We start from the raw sequence: 16178 nt of genomic DNA, 5'->3' as shown, positions 1-16178 counted from the left end.
AAATGCCCTTGCAGCGCTTTTTTAGGGCAAAAAAGGCCTCGCTTGACTTCGGCAGGCCGTTCGGGTTGACTGAAACCAGAAAAGATCAATGATTGATATTTTTAACAACAAAGGTGTTGCATCATGTCGGTACCCCCGCGTGCCGTTCAGCTTAACGAAGCGAACGCGTTCCTTAAGGAACATCCTGAGGTTCTGTACGTTGACCTTCTGATTGCGGATATGAATGGTGTGGTGCGCGGCAAGCGCATCGAACGCACCAGCCTCCACAAGGTTTACGAGAAAGGCATCAACCTGCCGGCCTCTCTATTTGCTCTGGATATCAATGGTTCTACGGTGGAAAGCACCGGCCTGGGTCTGGACATCGGCGACGCCGACCGGATCTGCTATCCAATCCCCGATACCCTGTGCAACGAGCCATGGCAGAAGCGCCCTACCGCGCAACTGTTGATGACCATGCACGAACTCGAGGGTGACCCGTTCTTCGCCGATCCGCGCGAAGTGCTCCGTCAAGTTGTTGCAAAGTTTGACGAGCTGGGCTTGACCATCTGCGCCGCGTTCGAACTGGAGTTCTACCTGATCGACCAGGAAAACGTGAACGGCCGTCCACAGCCGCCACGCTCGCCGATCTCCGGCAAACGCCCGCACTCGACTCAGGTCTACCTGATCGACGACCTCGACGAATACGTCGACTGCCTCCAGGACATTCTGGAAGGCGCCAAAGAGCAAGGCATCCCCGCCGACGCCATCGTCAAGGAAAGTGCCCCGGCGCAGTTCGAAGTGAACCTGCACCACGTCGCCGACCCGATCAAGGCGTGCGACTACGCGGTTCTGCTCAAGCGTCTGATCAAGAACATCGCCTACGACCATGAAATGGACACCACCTTCATGGCCAAGCCGTATCCAGGCCAGGCGGGTAATGGTCTGCACGTCCATATCTCGGTGCTCGACAAAGATGGCAAGAACATCTTTGCAAGCGAGGATCCCGAGCAGAACGCCGCGCTGCGTCACGCGATCGGCGGTGTGCTCGAGACCCTGCCGGCGCAGATGGCTTTCCTCTGCCCGAACGTCAACTCGTACCGTCGCTTCGGCGCGCAGTTCTATGTGCCGAACTCGCCGTGCTGGGGCCTGGACAACCGCACTGTGGCGATCCGCGTACCGACCGGCTCTGCCGATGCCGTGCGTATCGAACACCGCGTGGCCGGCGCCGACGCCAACCCGTACCTGCTGATGGCTTCGGTCCTGGCTGGTGTGCATCACGGTCTGGTGAACAAGATCGAGCCAGGCGCTCCGGTCGAAGGCAACAGCTACGAGCAGAACGAACAAAGCCTGCCGAACAACTTGCGCGATGCCCTGCGCGAGCTGGACGACAGCGAGGTGATGGCCAAGTACATCGATCCGAAGTACATCGATATCTTCGTCGCCTGCAAGGAAAGCGAGCTGGAGGAGTTCGAACACTCCATCTCCGACCTTGAGTACAACTGGTATCTGCATACCGTGTAAGCGGATTGCGACCAGATAAAACGCCGTCGGCCGTCTTGGCCCACGGCGTTTTTTTATGGCCGGATTCTGATCTGAATGGCCGCCTGCGGCGGTTCGGGAGCAAGCCCCCTCCCACAGGGGATCTACAGCGGATGGGGATCTTTTGTACGCAGAAGATCAACTGTGGGAGGGGGCTTGCTCCCGAAGGCGTCCTGGCAGACAACACACGGCTCGGCTCGTACAATGCCCGCTGCCCCGCAGGAGACTTCCATGACGCGTCCCGCCCCCGTTCGCAAACCCCGTGCCCGCAGCCAGGCGCGGATCGACTCGATACTCGACGCCGCGCGTACGCTGCTGGCCGCCGAGGGTGTGGCCAGTCTGTCGATCTACAGCGTCGCCGAACGCGCGCAGATTCCGCCGTCCTCCGTGTATCACTTCTTCGCCAGCGTCCCGGCACTGCTCGAAGCCTTGACTGCCGATGTGCACGCAGCCTTCCGCGCCTGCCTGCAAGCGCCGATCGATCACGAGGCGCTGCGCGACTGGCGTGACCTGTCGCGGCTGGTCGAGCAGCGCATGCTGGAGATCTATGACGAAGACGCCGCCGCCCGCCAGCTGATCCTCGCCCAGCACGGCCTCACCGAAGTGACCCAGGCCGACCGCCAGCACGACATCGAACTCGGCGACCTGATGCACAAACTGTTCGACCATCACTTCGAATTGCCGCGCCTGCCAAGCGATGTCGACGTGTTTGCCCTGGCGATGGAACTGGGCGACCGCGTGTATGCGCGCTCGGTGCAGCAACACGGGCAGATCACCCCGCGCATGGCCGAGGAAGGGATGCGGGTGTTTGATGCCTATATCGGCCTGTATCTGCCGCCTTACCTGCCCAAAAGAATTCTCTAGCGTCTTTACCGGCCTCTTCGCGAGCAGGCTCGCTCCCACATTTGGAATGCGGTTCCCTGTGGGAGCGAGCCTGCTCGCGAAGGCCGCGCCGCTGAATTCACGATAAACAAAAAACCCCGAAGGGCTCACGCCCTCCGGGGTTTGTTTTTTTCCACAGGCTTACAACTTGGCGATCGACACCTCGGTGGATTTCACGAAGGCGATCACCTCACTGCCCACCACCAGTTCCAGCTCTTTGACCGAGCGGGTGGTGATCACCGAAGTGACGATGCCGGAAGCGGTCTGCACGTCGATTTCCGACAGCACGTCGCCGAGAACGATCTCCTTGATCGAGCCTTTGAACTGGTTGCGCACGTTGATGGCTTTGATAGTCATGGCTTTGATTCCTGTCGTTGGTTGTAACTTGAGTTATTGAGCCCAACGCAATTGCGTAGGCAGTGGTGAAACAGGCTCCGGCTCCGGCGGTTCGCCAGGCAGGGACAGAACACGGTTGAGCACTTCGGTTTCCAGCGCCGCCAGTCGATGCGATCCGCGCACTCGCGGACGAGGCAACTCCACTTGCAGGTCGAGGCCGACTTCGCCGTCCTCGATCAGAATCACCCGGTCGGCAATCGCCACCGCTTCGCTGACGTCGTGGGTCACCAACAGCACGGTGAACCCATGCTTCTGCCAGAGGCGTTCGATCAGTTGCTGCATCTCGATCCGGGTCAGGGCATCCAGCGCACCCAGCGGCTCGTCGAGCAGCAACAGGCGCGGTTGGTGGATCAGCGCCCGGGCCAGCGCCACGCGCTGCTTCTGCCCACCGGACAAGGCTGCCGGCCATTCATGGGCGCGATCCGCCAGACCGACTGCTTCCAGCGCTTCCAGTGCTTGCGGACGCCAGTTGCCTTTAAGGCCGAGACCGACGTTGTCGATGATCTTTTTCCACGGCAACAGCCGTGCTTCCTGGAACATCAGCCGGGTGTCTTCCCGCGCATCGCTGAGCGCTGCGGCACCGGCCAGCAGGTCGCCGCCAGTCGGTTGATCGAGGCCGGCGAGCAAGCGCAGGAAGGTGCTCTTGCCGCACCCGCTGCGCCCGACCACGGCGACGAACTGCCCCGCCGGAATGTGCAGGTCGATGTCGCGCAGCACCTGCCGCGCACCGAAGGTTTTCTGCAGGTTGCGCACCACCAGTGGGATCCCGCGCAGCAGGCGTGGAGGTTGTTGAGCGGTCATGCTGCACCTCCCTTGGCCACCTGATACGCCGGATGCCAACGCAGCCACACACGCTCAAGTCCACGGGCGGCGAGGTCAGCGAGCTTGCCGAGTACCGCGTAAAGCAGGATCGCCAGCACCACCACATCGGTCTGCAAAAACTCGCGGGCGTTCATCGCCAGATAGCCGATGCCGGAGCTGGCCGAGATGGTTTCGGCGACGATCAGCGTCAGCCACATGAAGCCCAGGGCGAAACGCACACCGACCAGAATCGAAGGCAGCGCGCCCGGCAGGATCACCTGCCAGAACAGGCTGAAACCGCTCAAGCCATAACTGCGCGCCATCTCCACCAACGCCGGATCGACGTTGCGGATGCCGTGATAAGTGTTGAGGTAAATCGGGAACAGCGTGCCCAGTGCGACCAGGAAAATCTTCGCCGACTCGTCGATGCCAAACCACAGGATTACCAGTGGAATCAGCGCCAGGTGCGGCACGTTGCGGATCATCTGTACCGAGCTGTCGAGCAGGCGTTCGCCCCACTTCGACAGGCCGGTGATGAAACCCAGCGCCAGGCCGATGCTGCCACCGATGGTGAAGCCCAGCGCCGCGCGCCAGCCGCTGATTGCCAGATGCGTCCAGATCTCGCCGCTGCGCACCAGACTGACACCGGCCTCGATCACTGCCACCGGTGCCGGCAGGATCCGCGTCGACAACCAACCGGCCGACACCGACAACTGCCACACCGCCAGCAGGAGCACCGGCAACGCCCAGGGCGCGAGGCTGTGGATAATTTTCTTCATGGCGCGCCTCAGCTCTGCGACGCGGCTTTGGGAAGAATGTCGTTGGCCACCATCTCGCCGAACGGGCTCACGTAACCGGCGCTTTTTGGCAGTTCCGGGCGCTCGATGTCGAGGTGCGGGAACAGCAGTTCAGCGACGCGGTACGACTCTTCGAGGTGTGGATAACCGGAGAAGATGAACGTATCGATGCCCAGATCGGCGTACTCCTTCACGCGGGCGGCCACGGTCGGGCCATCGCCGACCAGCGCGGTACCCGCACCGCCCCGCACCAGACCGACGCCGGCCCACAGATTCGGGCTGACTTCGAGGTTGTCGCGACTGCCGCCGTGCAGCGCGGCCATGCGCTGCTGACCGACCGAATCGAAGCGCGCCAGCGATGCCTGCGCACGTTTGATGGTGTCGTCGTCCAAATGCGAGATCAGCCGGTCTGCCGCTTGCCAGGCTTCGGCGTTGGTTTCCCGCACGATCACATGCAAACGAATGCCGAAGCGCACGGTGCGTCCGAGCTTGGCGGCTTTGGCGCGCACTTGTTCGATCTTCTCGGCCACCGCGGCTGGCGGCTCGCCCCAGGTCAGCACCATCTCGACCTGTTCGGCGGCCAGATCCTGCGCCGCTTCCGACGAGCCGCCGAAGTACAGCGGCGGACGCGGTTGCTGGATCGGCGGATAGAGCAGTTTGGCGCCCTTCACGCTGATGTGTTCGCCGTCGTAATCGACGGTTTCGCCTTCCAGCACCCGACGCCAGATGCGGGTGAATTCCACCGAGGCTTGATAGCGCTCTTCGTGGTTGAGGAACAGACCATCACCGGCCAACTCTTCCGGGTCACCACCGGTCACCAGGTTGAACAGCGCACGACCGCCAGACAGACGATCCAGGGTCGCAGCCTGCCGCGCCGCCACCGTCGGGGAAATGATCCCGGGGCGCAGGGCGACAAGGAATTTCAGACGCTGGGTCACCGGGATCAGCGACGCGGCCACCAGCCACGAGTCCTCGCAGGAACGGCCGGTGGGAATCAGCACGCCGCCAAAGCCCAGACGATCCGCCGCTTGCGCGACCTGTTGCAGATAACCGTGGTCAACGGCGCGTGCGCCTTCAGCGGTGCCAAGGTAATGGCCGTCGCCGTGGGTAGGCAGGAACCAGAAGATGTTGAGGCTCATGGAGTGGTCTCCTTGGGGATTCGATTTACTGGGCTTGGGTAACCGAGCTTTGGGCCACAGCGGCCGGTGGTGTCCAGATCACGTCCTTGATGCTCAACGGCTTGGGAATCAGCTTGAGCTGGTAGAAGGTGTCGGCGATTTTCTGTTGCGCGGCGACCACGTCCGGGGTCAGGAACAACGCACCGTAGCCCTGGCGTTTCACCGAAGTCAGGGTGATCTCCGGCGACAGGCCGAGCAGCGGCGCGACCTGTTGGGTCACGTCCTGCGGGTTGGCCCTGGACCACTCGCCCACCGCGCGCACTTCCTCGACGAGGGTCTTGATCACCTCGGGATTTTTCTGCGCGTAAGGTTTGGTCGCGAGATAGAACTGGTGGTTGTCAACGATGCCTTTGCCGTCACGCAGGGTGTGCGCCTGCAGCTGGTTTTCGGCAGCGGCCTGGTACGGATCCCAGATCACCCAGGCATCGACGCTGCCACGCTCGAACGCGGCGCGGGCATCGGCCGGCGGCAGGAATACGGTTTGAATATCAGAGTATTTGAGACCGGCGTCTTCCAGTGCGCGCACCAGCAGGTAGTGCACGTTGGAGCCTTTGTTCAGGGCGACTTTCTTGCCCTTCAGATCGGCCACCGATTTGATCGGCGAGTCTTTCGGCACAAGGATCGCTTCGCTGGTCGGTGCTGGCGGTTCGTAGGCAACGTAGAGCAGATCGGCGCCGGCAGCCTGGGCGAATACCGGTGGCGTCTCACCGGTGACGCCGAAGTCGATCGAGCCGACGTTCAGGCCCTCGAGCAGTTGTGGGCCGCCGGGGAATTCAGTCCATTGCACGTCCACGCCTTGGGCGGCCAGACGCTTTTCCAGTGTGCCTTTGGCCTTGAGCAGCACCAGCGTGCCGTACTTCTGATAACCGATCCGCAAGGTCTCGGCTTGAGCTTGAGTAATGGCGCCGAAGGACACAGCCGCAGCAAACAGAGCGACCAGACCGCGACGCAAAAATACAGTGCGCATAGCGCTCTCCTTTTTGCTGTTGGGTTGTGGCTGCACCTGCTTGCCCGTTGGCGGGCGAGTAAGGCCAGTACTTCAATTCCGGTGAGGCTTAAATGCTCCAGCGAGCACTCAACAAACGTTCATTCAACAGCCCCGGCTCCAGCGGCTTCGGCCGGCGAGCCATGGCACTGACAAACTGATCCAGCGCTTCATGCAGACGCTGCTCCAGCGCGGGTGCCAGTTGCGCCGCGGCACTGCCTTCGCCGTAAGCGATCTGGCTGTCCTCGGCAAAAATTCCTTGCAGCATTTCCTGCGCTTTCAATGCCGACAGAACCGGTTTGAGCGCGTAATCGACCACCAGCATGTGGGCGATGCTGCCGCCCGTGGCCATCGGCAAAACGATCTTGTGGTTCAGGGCACGTTCCGGCAGCAGATCCAGTACGGTTTTCAGCGCACCGGAAAACGACGCCTTGTACACCGGCGTGGCGATCAGCAGGCCATCGGCGTTTTCAATCTGCGCCAGCAGGTCGAGCACTTTCGGGCTATCGAAGCGGGCATGGAGCAGATCTTCGGCCGGGAAGTCCCGCACCTGATAACTCACCACTTCGACCCCTTGCTGCCGCAACCAGTGTTGCGAGCGTTCCAGCAGCACCCCGGAACGGGAGCGCAGGCTGGGACTGCCACCGAGTGAGACGACCAGCATTCAGACGATTCCTTACGCGTTACAGGCGATTCGCGGGTTGCGATCTCGCTTCGATGGGAGTGACCTTACCAGCTGATTTATATATCCATAAATCATATTTATTCATTTGGTTATGCGTTTTAGAGATATGTTATTTGCTTTGTTCCGGGCAAAAAAACAGGCCGTGAACACGGCCTGAAATTCCCTGCTTTGTGGTTCCGTGGTGGCTGGACTAACGCCTTCGCGAGCAGGCTCGCTCCCACATTTTGGAATGCGTTTCCCCTGTGGGAGCGGGCTTGCTCGCGAAGGCGGCGGTAGCTACAGCCCAAATTTCACTGATTCACTTATTCGGCTGCGGCGTCAGACGCAGGTAGGGCTTCACCGCGCGATAGCCTTTGGGAAAACGCCGCTTGATCTCTTCCTCATCCTTCAACGACGGCACGATCACCACCTCATCACCGTCCTGCCAGTTGGCCGGGGTCGCCACCTTGTAATTGTCGGTGAGTTGCAGCGAATCGATCACGCGCAAGATCTCGTGGAAGTTGCGCCCGGTACTCGCCGGGTAGGTGATGGTCAGGCGAATCTTCTTGTTCGGATCGATCACGAACAGCGAACGCACGGTCAGGGTGTCGTTGGCATTCGGATGGATCAGGTCGTAGAGGTCGGAAACCTTGCGATCGGCGTCGGCCAGGATCGGGAAGTTGACGAGGGTGTTCTGGGTTTCGTTGATGTCCTCGATCCACTTGTGGTGCGAGTCCACCGGGTCGACCGACAGCGCGATGGCTTTGACGCCGCGCTTGCTGAACTCATCCTTGAGCTTGGCGGTGAAGCCCAGCTCGGTGGTGCACACCGGGGTGAAGTCGGCCGGGTGGGAGAACAGCACGCCCCAGCTATCGCCCAGCCACTCGTGAAAACGAATCTTGCCGGCGCTGGAATCCTGTTCGAAGTCGGGGGCGATGTCGCCGAGTCTGAGGCTCATGGTGCTGCTCCTGATGAGTTGTTGGAGAACTCAACTGTAGCTCGGGATTCGACATCATGAAAAAGAATAAATAAATAGATATCTAGAATCTAAAGGAATATTAAACATCGTTCACTGGACGCTCGACGGCATCGCGACGAACATCGTTCTCAAGGTTCGAGAAGGCCTTGAGTTGCTGCAAAGAGGGAATTTCGGGACAGGCTTACGGGGGTGAGCCTGACTCGAAAACGCAAAAGCCCCGTCCGGCACGGTGCCGGACGGGGCTTTTTTTACATCAGCAGTTTGAACGCGCTATTACAGCAGCGGGATCGAGTAGCTGACGATCAGGCGGTTTTCGTCCTGAGAACGGGTGTTCGCCAGGTCGGTACGCCACATCGCGTTTTTCCAGGCTACGCCGAGGTTCTTCAGCGGGCCTTCCGGAATCACGTAACCGATGGTCAGGTCACGTTCCCACTCGGTTTTTTCGCCCAGCGGGGTGTCGATGTTGTTACCACGCAGGTAGATCAGGTTGGCGGTCAGGCCAGGAACGCCGATCTTGGCGAAATCGTAGCCGTAGCGAGCCTGCCAAGTACGCTCGCCAGCACGGGCGAACTTCTGGATCTGCATGTCGGTGATGGTGCTGTTGGACGAGCCGTCACCCTGGTTCAGCCAAGGGAAGTCGCTGTCACCTTTGGTGTACTGGTAACCGGCACCGAAGGTGTGACCTTCAACCGAGTACAGGGCCAGGTAGCTGTACAGATCGTTGTCGACCTTGCCTTTGACAGTTTTGCCACCGTAGTAACCGCTGGTGTAGTAGGCAGCGGTATCGCCGTTGGCACCGTTGTCACGGCTGCGGTAGTAACGCAGGTCGCTTTTCAGTACGCCCGGGCCGATGCCCCAGTTGTGTACCAGACCCAGGAAGTTCTGCGAGTAGAAGTCTTTCAGCTCGCCGTAGTAGTACGAAGCGGTCAGGTCTTTGGTGACCTTGTAGTCAGCGCCACCGTAGTAGAACTTGTTGCTGAACACACCGGTATCGTAGTTCGAGCTGGCGTTCGCACCAGCGATCGACATGTTCTCGTTGTTGCTGGAGTTACGACCCTTCACGGCCTCAACCTGACCGGCAGTCAGAGTCAGATCCTTGAACTCGTTCGAGGTGATCGCTTCACCCTGGAAGGTTTGCGGCAGCAGACGACCATCGTTGTACTTGATGACCGGGTTGTTCGGCAGCAGGGTACCGACCTTCAGCTCGGTCTGGGAGATCTTGACCTTGCCGGTCACGCCCAGGCTGGCGAAGTCATTCACAGCTTTGTTGCCATCGCTCGGGAACACAGTACCGCCCGAAGCAGTGCCGGTGTAGTTGCCGTGTTCTGCACGGCTGGAGTCCAGACGCACGCCGTACAGGCCGATCGCGTCAACACCGAACTGCACGGTGCCTTGGGTGTAACCGGAGATGAAGCGCAGATCGAAGCCTTGGCCCCACTCGGCGTTCTTGTTGCGCGTGTTGGACGTAGCCGATGGCTGGCCATCACGGTTGTCAGTGTTGATGTAGAAGTTGCGCAAGCCCAGAGTGGCCTTGCTGTCTTCGATGAAACCGGCGGCGCCTGCCTGCTGCGCCAAAACCCCTACGGCCACAGCCAGGGCCAAGGTGGACTTGTTCATGTAAAGCTCCTCTCGTTTCTAATTCTTGTGTTCCTGGTCCTGGTCGAATGCCCGGATCCGTAGGTTCGCGATTAGCGCCAGAGCGTGACTGACAAGTCAATCGTAACCTTGTGTGTCTACGACCAAGGTCTAATCGCAGTATTTGGGTCCCTGCACAGTACTGACTTTCCTGATAACCCCAAAAAGAATTATTTCATTCTTTTTTATACTATCTAGCTATATGGCCCAGTAATGGCCACCTGCAGCGCAACACAGGATATCGGCTACTAAGCTAATTACTAAATGGTATTTGTTCGCCCTTTTTTAGATCGCTTAGCGTTGACGTATTCAAATCACGTCAAACCCTATCCAAAAGGCGACGCCATCATGGCCAAACGGGCACTATCTAGTCAATTTGTTACAGTTTGTGTGTCAGCGATAATTTCTTTCTCCGCTCAAGCCGCCAACCTCACGGTGGGTTATCAAACCGGTATCGACCCGAGCAAAGTCCCTCAGGCCGACGGTACTTACGAAACAACCATCGGCCAGAAGATCGACTGGCGACGCTTCAATAGTGGCCCGGAAGTTGTGACAGCCATTGCATCGGGCGATGTGCAGATCGGCAATCTCGGCTCCAGCCCTTTGGCAGCGGCCGCCTCACGCAATCTGCCGATCGTCGCCTTCATTGTTTCAGCCCAAATCAATGCAGCCGAGGCCTTGGTGGTGCGTAATGGCAGCGGCATCAATAGCCCGCAGGATCTGGTCGGCAAGACCATCGCCACGCCCTTCGTTTCCACGTCCCATTACAGCCTGCTCGGCGCACTCAAGCATTGGGGCCTGGACACCTCGAAAGTCAAAGTGGTGAACCTGCAACCGGCGGAAATCGCTGCGGCATGGAAGCGTGGCGACATCGACGGCGCATTTGTCTGGTCACCGGCACTGGGCGAAATCCGCAAGACCGGCAAGACCCTGACCGATGCTGCACAAGTCGGCCAATGGGGCGCCCCGACGTTCGAAGTCTGGGTCGCACGCAAGGACTACGCCGAGAAGCATCCTGAGGTGGTGGCCAAATTTGCCAAGGTCACTTTAGACGCGTTTGCCGATTACGCCAGCCATAAAGACAGCTGGACCGCCGAATCCGAGCCGGTACAGAAAATCGCCAAATTGACCGGTGCCAACGCCGCCGATGTGCCGGAACTGCTCGCCGGTTCGGCGTTCCCGGACGCCAAGGCGCAGCAATCCACCGCGTTGCTGGACGGCGGCACGGCGAAGGCGATTGGTGAGACCGCGAAGTTTTTGAAGGAACAGGGCAAGGTTGAAACGGTGCTGCCGGACTATTCGCCGTATGTCAGCGCGAAGTTTGTAACTGAATAAAGATACATATGTGGCGAGGGAGCTTGCTCCCGCTGGAGGCCGAAGGACTCCCAATTCCGGCAAACACCGGTTTGGGGCCGCTTCGCAGCCCAGCGGGAGCAAGCTCCCTCACCACAAGAATCACTCGCTAATCTTCAGAGGGTCTTTTCGAAGATCTTCGAGTTGCGCTGATAGTTGTACAGCGACGCCCGCGCCGCCGGCAGGCGCTCGACGCTGCTGGGTTCGAACCCGCGCTCGCGGAACCAGTGCGCCGTGCGGGTGGTGAGGACGAACAGGGTCTTCAACCCTTGCGCCCGGGCACGGGTCTCGATGCGCTCAAGCAGCTCATCGCCGCGACCACCATGGCGATACTCCGGATTCACCGCCAGGCACGCCAGCTCACCGGCATCCGAGTCGGCGATCTGATACAGCGCCGCACAGGCGATGATCATCCCTTCACGCTCGACCACGCTGAACTGCTCGATCTCGCGCTCCAGCACTTCGCGCGAACGGCGCACCAGAATCCCCTGCTCCTCCAGCGGACTGATCAGGTCGAGCAAACCGCCGACGTCTTCAATCGCCGCCTCGCGCACCAGCTCGAATTGCTCCTGGGCCACCAGCGTACCGCCACCATCACGGGTGAACAGTTCGGTCAGCAGCGCACCGTCCTCGGCATAACTGACGATATGGCTGCGCGCCACGCCGCCACGGCAGGCTTCGGCGGCGGCATCCAGCAATTCCGCCTGATAGTTGTTGCCCAGACGTTGCAAATGCGCCGGCACCTGCTGCGGACGCAGTTCGCGCACCAGTTTGCCGTTCTCGTCGATCAGACCGAGGTCGGCGCCGAACAGCAGCAGCTTGTCGGCACCGAGGTCGATGGCGGCGCGGGTAGCGACGTCTTCGCAGGCCAGATTGAAAATTTCACCGGTCGGCGAATAACCCAACGGCGATAGCAGCACGATCGAGCGCTCGTCCAGCAGACGATTGATACCTTTGCGATCGACCCGGCGCACTTCGCCGGTGTGGTGATAGTCGACGCCTTCGAGCACGCCGATCGGCCGCGCGGTCACCAGATTGCCGCTGGCCACCCGCAGACGCGAACCCTGCATCGGCGACGAAGCCATGTCCATCGACAGCCGCGCTTCGATGGCGATGCGCAACTGGCCGACCGCGTCGATCACACATTCCAGCGTCGCCGCGTCGGTGATGCGCATGCCGTGATGGTAGTGCGGGGTCAGGCCGCGGGCGGCGAGGCGGGTTTCAATCTGCGGGCGCGAACCGTGGACCAGCACCAGGCGCACGCCGAGGCTGTGCAACAGCACCAGGTCGTGGACGATGTTGCCGAAGTTCGGATGCTCCACGCCGTCGCCGGGCAGCATGACGACGAAGGTGCAGTCGCGGTGGGCATTGATGTAAGGGGACGCGTGACGAAGCCAATTAACGTATTCGGGCATGAACCTGGGCCTGTAATAAATAGCAGCCGGAAAAAGGGCGAAACGGAAAACGCACAGCGGGCTGATGGTTATCGTCGGAACAGGCTTGGCGACACGCGCGCTCTCCTCATGAATACGGGTTGGGGTGCTGGCAATTTACAGCGTTTGGTCAGACAAAACACCGTCCCCCCTGTGGGAGCGGGCTTGCTCGCGAAAGCGGTGTATCAGGTACATCCATGTCGACTGACCCACCGTCTTCGCGAGCAAGCCCGCTCCCACAGGGGGACATCAGGGTTTGTCCGGGCCCAGGCAGTAATGTTCAATCAACTGCCGCAATAGATGCACGGTAGGCTGCAAACGTGACATTTCAAGGTATTCGCCGGGCTGGTGCGCACAGGCAATGTCGCCGGGGCCGAGCACGATGGTTTCGCAACCCAGGCGCTGAAGATAAGGCGCTTCGGTGCCGAACGCTACTGCTTCGGCACTGTGACCGGTGAGCTTTTCGGCGATGCGCACCAATTCGGTGTCTGCGGCCTGCTCGAATGGCGGCACTTCCGGGAACAACGGCTTGTAATCGATCTTCACCTGATGCCGCTCGGCCACCGGATTGAGCTTGCGCAGGATTTCCGCACGCAGGACATTGGGGTCCATGCCCGGCAGCGGACGCAGGTCGAACTCCAGCGAACACTGGCCGCAAATGCGATTCGGGTTGTCGCCGCCATGAATACAGCCGAAGTTCATGGTCGGTTGCGGCACGCTGAACTGCGGGTTGTTGAATTCACGCTGCCACAACAGACGCAAACCGCGCAGTTCGCCGATGGCATCGTGCATCGCTTCGAGGGCGCTGTGGCCCAGGCGCGGATCCGACGAATGGCCGCTCTGCCCGAGGATGTCGATGCGCTCCATCATCACACCTTTATGCAGGCGGATCGGTTTGAGCCCGGTCGGCTCGCCGATCACCGCCGCACGGCCCAGCGGCTTGCCGGCCTCGGCCAGTGCCCGGGCACCGGACATCGAGCTTTCTTCATCGCAGGTGGCGAGGATCAGCAGCGGTTGCTTGAACGGTTGGTCGAGCAACGGCTGCACGGCCTCGATGATCAGCGCGAAAAAACCCTTCATGTCGCAACTGCCCAGCCCGACCCAGCGGCCGTCGACCTCGGTGAGTTTCAGCGGATCGGTCTGCCACAGCGCATCGTCGTAAGGCACCGTGTCGCTGTGCCCGGCCAATACCAGACCGCCGGGGCCGCTGCCGAAACTGGCGAGCAGGTTGAATTTGCCGGGGCTGACCTGCTGGATATCGCAGCTGAAGCCCAGATCGCCCAGCCAACCGGCGAGCAAATCGATCACCGCCCGGTTGGACTGATCCAGGCTCGGTTGGGTGCAACTGACCGACGGTGCGGCGATCAGTGCAGCGAACTGGTCTTGCATGGATGGCAAAGGCATCGCTGACTCCAACTCCCGATTTGAAGTCCATCATAGAGCCATCCGGCGCTCGGAATAAACCGCCGCAGGGCGTAGGAAGTTTGAGTCCTGTACACTGCACGGCCTTGGCAGCCACACATTCCCCCGGCTGCGCTCCCGATCCTGGATTTTCCGGCCATGCAGAAAGAAACCGAAATCAAACTCCGCGTCAGCCGCGAAACCCTCGCTGCCCTGCGCGAGCACCCGCTACTGAAAAAACGCAACAAAAATGGCTGGGAACGCCGTGAGTTGATGAACCAGTACTTCGACACCCCCGAGCGCGATCTGGCTCAGGCCAAAGTCGCCCTGCGCCTGCGCAAGGACGGTGACGAAGTGATTCAGACCCTCAAGACCCGTGGTCAGAGTGTTGCCGGTCTGTCCGAGCGTAACGAGTACGACTGGAAGTTGCCCAAAGCCAAGCTCGACGTGAAGAAACTCGACGGCGAATGCTGGCCCGAGTCGCTGGCCGAGCTGGACAAGAAAACCCTGAAGCCGATCTTCACCACCGATTTCGTCCGCGAGCGCGCGGAAATCGCCTGGGGCCGTGGCAAGGCCAAAGTGGTCATCGAAGCCGCGCTGGACCTCGGTCACGTGGTGGTCGGCAAACAGAAAGAAGAAATCTGCGAGCTGGAACTGGAGCTGCGCGAAGGCGAGCCTGCCGCGCTGCTGGAACTGGCCGCCGAACTGGCCGAAACCCTGGCCCTGATGCCGTGCGACATCAGCAAGGCCGAGCGCGGCTACCGTCTGTACGACGCCAACAGCTACTCGCTGAGCCTGCCGGCGCCGCAACTGACCCCGGAAACCCAACTCGACGACGCTTTCGCCGCGCTGGGCTGGCACTTGCTCGGCAGCAGCCAGCGTCTGGCTGAACAGTATCGTTTCAACGGCCACTGGCGCCTGCTGCAGGACTGGGTCGAGAACCTTGCGGAAATGCGCGCCCTGCTCAGCAGCCTCGGCCAGGCCGCACCGCGTCCGGCCACTCACGACCTGCGCGTGGCGCTGGACGCATTGCTCGAAGACTGGCGCCCGCTGGTTCAGGTCGGCATCGAAGACGAAGACGTGCGCAAAGCGGCGCCGGAACAGTTCCTTGAGGAGCTGGAAGACCCGCGTTGGGGTCTGTTCTCGCTGACTGCGTCGCGCTGGTTGCTGGCTCGCACCTGGACCGCCGAGCGCAACACCCGCGGCAACCGCCAGGGCGCCGCGCAACTGCACAGCTGGCTGCCGCGCCTGCTCGGCGAAGAAGCCACGTCCCTGCAATTGCAGCGCTATCAGCAGCAACCGGAAGATCTGGCCGAGCAACTGCCGCGCATCGAACGCATCCAGGTCTGGCTGCACCATGCGCGTAACGTGCTGGAGATCGCGGAAATGGATCGCCTGTACGGCGAGCTGAACAAACTGGCGCAACTGGCCAACGAACCGACCATCACTGACGAACTGCTCGATGCGCGCAAGCAGCAGGCGATTGCGGTTTATCAGAATCGTGCGTGGAAAATGCTGCTGCGCATGTGATGCTCAGCAACACCTGAAAACTGTGGCGAGGGAGCTTGCTCCCGCTGGAGGCCGAAGGACTCCCGATTCCTGCAATTGCAGATTTTGGGGCCGCTTCGCAGCCCAGCGGGAGCAAGCTCCCTCGCCACAGAGGCCATCCGTGCTAGACCGGAAGGCTGGTCGTCGACTTGATCTCCGACAACGCCACAATCGAGTTCACTTCCTGAATCCCCGGCACCAGCGACAGCTTCTCGAAGAAAAACCGCTCATACGCCTCGATGTCCGCCGCGACAATCCGCAACAGAAAATCCACCGCGCCCATCAGCACATAACACTCCAGCACTTCCGGAAAACCGCGAATCGCCTCGGTGAATTCGGTGAAGTTCGAACGCCCGTGGGCGTTGAGTTTGATCTCGGCGAAGATCTGCGTGTTCAGGCCGATCTTCTTGCGATCAAGCAAGGTCACCTGCCCGCGAATGATCCCCTCCTCCTTCATCCGCTGAATCCGCCGCCAGCACGGCGACTGCGACAGTCCCACCTGCTCGGCGATCTGCGCGCTGGACAGTGACGCGTCCTCTTGCAGCAAGGCGAGAATCCGCCGGTCGTAGCTGTCCAGCTCGCTATGCATAACCAATCCTCAAAGTGTT

15 protein-coding genes are annotated in these 16178 nt (G+C 60.6%); 4 read left to right on the top strand and 11 right to left on the bottom strand.

What is annotated here, in order from left to right; genetic code table 11:
• Positions 1-123: 123 nt before the first annotated feature.
• The gene (locus tag LCH64_RS17595; RefSeq protein WP_003229254.1) at positions 124-1500 is read left to right on the top strand and encodes a glutamine synthetase family protein; all 1377 of its coding nucleotides are present in this window, start codon (positions 124-126) and stop codon (positions 1498-1500) included.
• Between the two features lie 249 nt (positions 1501-1749).
• Positions 1750-2382, top strand: coding sequence for a TetR/AcrR family transcriptional regulator (locus LCH64_RS17590; protein WP_226500866.1), 633 nt, complete (start codon positions 1750-1752; stop codon positions 2380-2382).
• A gap of 159 nt (positions 2383-2541) precedes the next feature.
• Here the strand turns inward: LCH64_RS17590 and LCH64_RS17585 are convergent, their stop codons facing one another.
• The 8 genes from LCH64_RS17585 to LCH64_RS17550 all read right to left on the bottom strand — a co-directional run bounded on the left by LCH64_RS17585 (position 2542) and on the right by LCH64_RS17550 (position 9817).
• Positions 2542-2757, bottom strand: a complete 216-nt coding sequence (locus LCH64_RS17585; RefSeq protein ID WP_003229256.1) for a TOBE domain-containing protein — start codon at positions 2755-2757, stop codon at positions 2542-2544.
• 33 nt (positions 2758-2790) lie between these two features.
• Positions 2791-3597 (bottom strand): aliphatic sulfonates ABC transporter ATP-binding protein, encoded by an 807-nt coding sequence (ssuB, locus tag LCH64_RS17580; protein ID WP_103486210.1) that lies wholly within the window; start codon positions 3595-3597, stop codon positions 2791-2793.
• Positions 3594-4376, bottom strand: a complete 783-nt coding sequence (gene ssuC, locus LCH64_RS17575; protein WP_093429771.1) for an aliphatic sulfonate ABC transporter permease SsuC — start codon at positions 4374-4376, stop codon at positions 3594-3596. Before ssuC ends, ssuB begins: the two co-directional genes overlap by 4 nt.
• Positions 4377-4384: 8 nt before the next feature.
• Positions 4385-5533, bottom strand: coding sequence for an FMNH2-dependent alkanesulfonate monooxygenase (gene ssuD, locus LCH64_RS17570; RefSeq protein ID WP_003229262.1), 1149 nt, complete (start codon positions 5531-5533; stop codon positions 4385-4387).
• 25 nt (positions 5534-5558) lie between these two features.
• The gene (locus LCH64_RS17565; protein WP_003229264.1) at positions 5559-6539 is read right to left on the bottom strand and encodes a sulfonate ABC transporter substrate-binding protein; all 981 of its coding nucleotides are present in this window, start codon (positions 6537-6539) and stop codon (positions 5559-5561) included.
• Positions 6540-6627: 88 nt separating this feature from the next.
• Positions 6628-7221, bottom strand: coding sequence for an NADPH-dependent FMN reductase (gene ssuE, locus LCH64_RS17560; RefSeq protein ID WP_003229266.1), 594 nt, complete (start codon positions 7219-7221; stop codon positions 6628-6630).
• A gap of 319 nt (positions 7222-7540) precedes the next feature.
• On the bottom strand, positions 7541-8179 hold the full coding sequence (locus LCH64_RS17555; RefSeq protein WP_103521769.1) for a peroxiredoxin: 639 nt from the start codon (positions 8177-8179) through the stop codon (positions 7541-7543).
• A gap of 294 nt (positions 8180-8473) precedes the next feature.
• Entirely contained in the window at positions 8474-9817 is a 1344-nt protein-coding gene (locus tag LCH64_RS17550; RefSeq protein WP_226500865.1) for an OprD family porin, read from the bottom strand.
• A gap of 366 nt (positions 9818-10183) precedes the next feature.
• On the opposite strand from LCH64_RS17550, the gene tauA reads away from it, so the two are divergent.
• Positions 10184-11170, top strand: a complete 987-nt coding sequence (gene tauA / locus LCH64_RS17545) for a taurine ABC transporter substrate-binding protein (protein ID WP_226500996.1) — start codon at positions 10184-10186, stop codon at positions 11168-11170.
• Positions 11171-11304: 134 nt separating this feature from the next.
• Here the strand turns inward: tauA and argA are convergent, their stop codons facing one another.
• Together argA and argE are read right to left on the bottom strand one after the other, a co-directional pair.
• Positions 11305-12603 (bottom strand): amino-acid N-acetyltransferase, encoded by a 1299-nt coding sequence (gene argA, locus LCH64_RS17540; RefSeq protein WP_003229273.1) that lies wholly within the window; start codon positions 12601-12603, stop codon positions 11305-11307.
• Positions 12604-12870: 267 nt separating this feature from the next.
• Positions 12871-14025, bottom strand: coding sequence for an acetylornithine deacetylase (argE, locus tag LCH64_RS17535; protein ID WP_226500864.1), 1155 nt, complete (start codon positions 14023-14025; stop codon positions 12871-12873).
• Between the two features lie 156 nt (positions 14026-14181).
• On the opposite strand from argE, the gene LCH64_RS17530 reads away from it, so the two are divergent.
• A complete protein-coding gene (locus LCH64_RS17530) occupies positions 14182-15552 on the top strand; it encodes a CYTH domain-containing protein (protein ID WP_003229277.1) in 1371 nt (456 codons plus the stop codon).
• A gap of 142 nt (positions 15553-15694) precedes the next feature.
• Here the strand turns inward: LCH64_RS17530 and LCH64_RS17525 are convergent, their stop codons facing one another.
• Positions 15695-16159 (bottom strand): Lrp/AsnC family transcriptional regulator, encoded by a 465-nt coding sequence (locus LCH64_RS17525; RefSeq protein WP_027610503.1) that lies wholly within the window; start codon positions 16157-16159, stop codon positions 15695-15697.
• Positions 16160-16178: the final 19 nt, after the last annotated feature.

The organism is Pseudomonas sp. MWU16-30322, assembly GCF_020515535.1.
GTDB classification, from domain to species: Bacteria; Pseudomonadota; Gammaproteobacteria; order Pseudomonadales; family Pseudomonadaceae; genus Aquipseudomonas; species Aquipseudomonas fluorescens_H.
Note: the sequence above shows the minus strand (reverse complement) of the source record. Positions and strands in the feature narration are given on the sequence as shown.

Coding starts and splice junctions, on each gene's coding strand:
- LCH64_RS17595 (WP_003229254.1), top strand. CDS start 124: ATGTCGGTACCCCCGCGTGCCGTTCAGCTTAACGAAGCGAACGCGTTC.
- LCH64_RS17590 (WP_226500866.1), top strand. CDS start 1,750: ATGACGCGTCCCGCCCCCGTTCGCAAACCCCGTGCCCGCAGCCAGGCG.
- LCH64_RS17585 (WP_003229256.1), bottom strand. CDS start 2,757: ATGACTATCAAAGCCATCAACGTGCGCAACCAGTTCAAAGGCTCGATC.
- ssuB (WP_103486210.1), bottom strand. CDS start 3,597: ATGACCGCTCAACAACCTCCACGCCTGCTGCGCGGGATCCCACTGGTG.
- ssuC (WP_093429771.1), bottom strand. CDS start 4,376: ATGAAGAAAATTATCCACAGCCTCGCGCCCTGGGCGTTGCCGGTGCTC.
- ssuD (WP_003229262.1), bottom strand. CDS start 5,533: ATGAGCCTCAACATCTTCTGGTTCCTGCCTACCCACGGCGACGGCCAT.
- LCH64_RS17565 (WP_003229264.1), bottom strand. CDS start 6,539: ATGCGCACTGTATTTTTGCGTCGCGGTCTGGTCGCTCTGTTTGCTGCG.
- ssuE (WP_003229266.1), bottom strand. CDS start 7,221: ATGCTGGTCGTCTCACTCGGTGGCAGTCCCAGCCTGCGCTCCCGTTCC.
- LCH64_RS17555 (WP_103521769.1), bottom strand. CDS start 8,179: ATGAGCCTCAGACTCGGCGACATCGCCCCCGACTTCGAACAGGATTCC.
- LCH64_RS17550 (WP_226500865.1), bottom strand. CDS start 9,817: ATGAACAAGTCCACCTTGGCCCTGGCTGTGGCCGTAGGGGTTTTGGCG.
- tauA (WP_226500996.1), top strand. CDS start 10,184: ATGGCCAAACGGGCACTATCTAGTCAATTTGTTACAGTTTGTGTGTCA.
- argA (WP_003229273.1), bottom strand. CDS start 12,603: ATGCCCGAATACGTTAATTGGCTTCGTCACGCGTCCCCTTACATCAAT.
- argE (WP_226500864.1), bottom strand. CDS start 14,025: ATGCCTTTGCCATCCATGCAAGACCAGTTCGCTGCACTGATCGCCGCA.
- LCH64_RS17530 (WP_003229277.1), top strand. CDS start 14,182: ATGCAGAAAGAAACCGAAATCAAACTCCGCGTCAGCCGCGAAACCCTC.
- LCH64_RS17525 (WP_027610503.1), bottom strand. CDS start 16,159: ATGCATAGCGAGCTGGACAGCTACGACCGGCGGATTCTCGCCTTGCTG.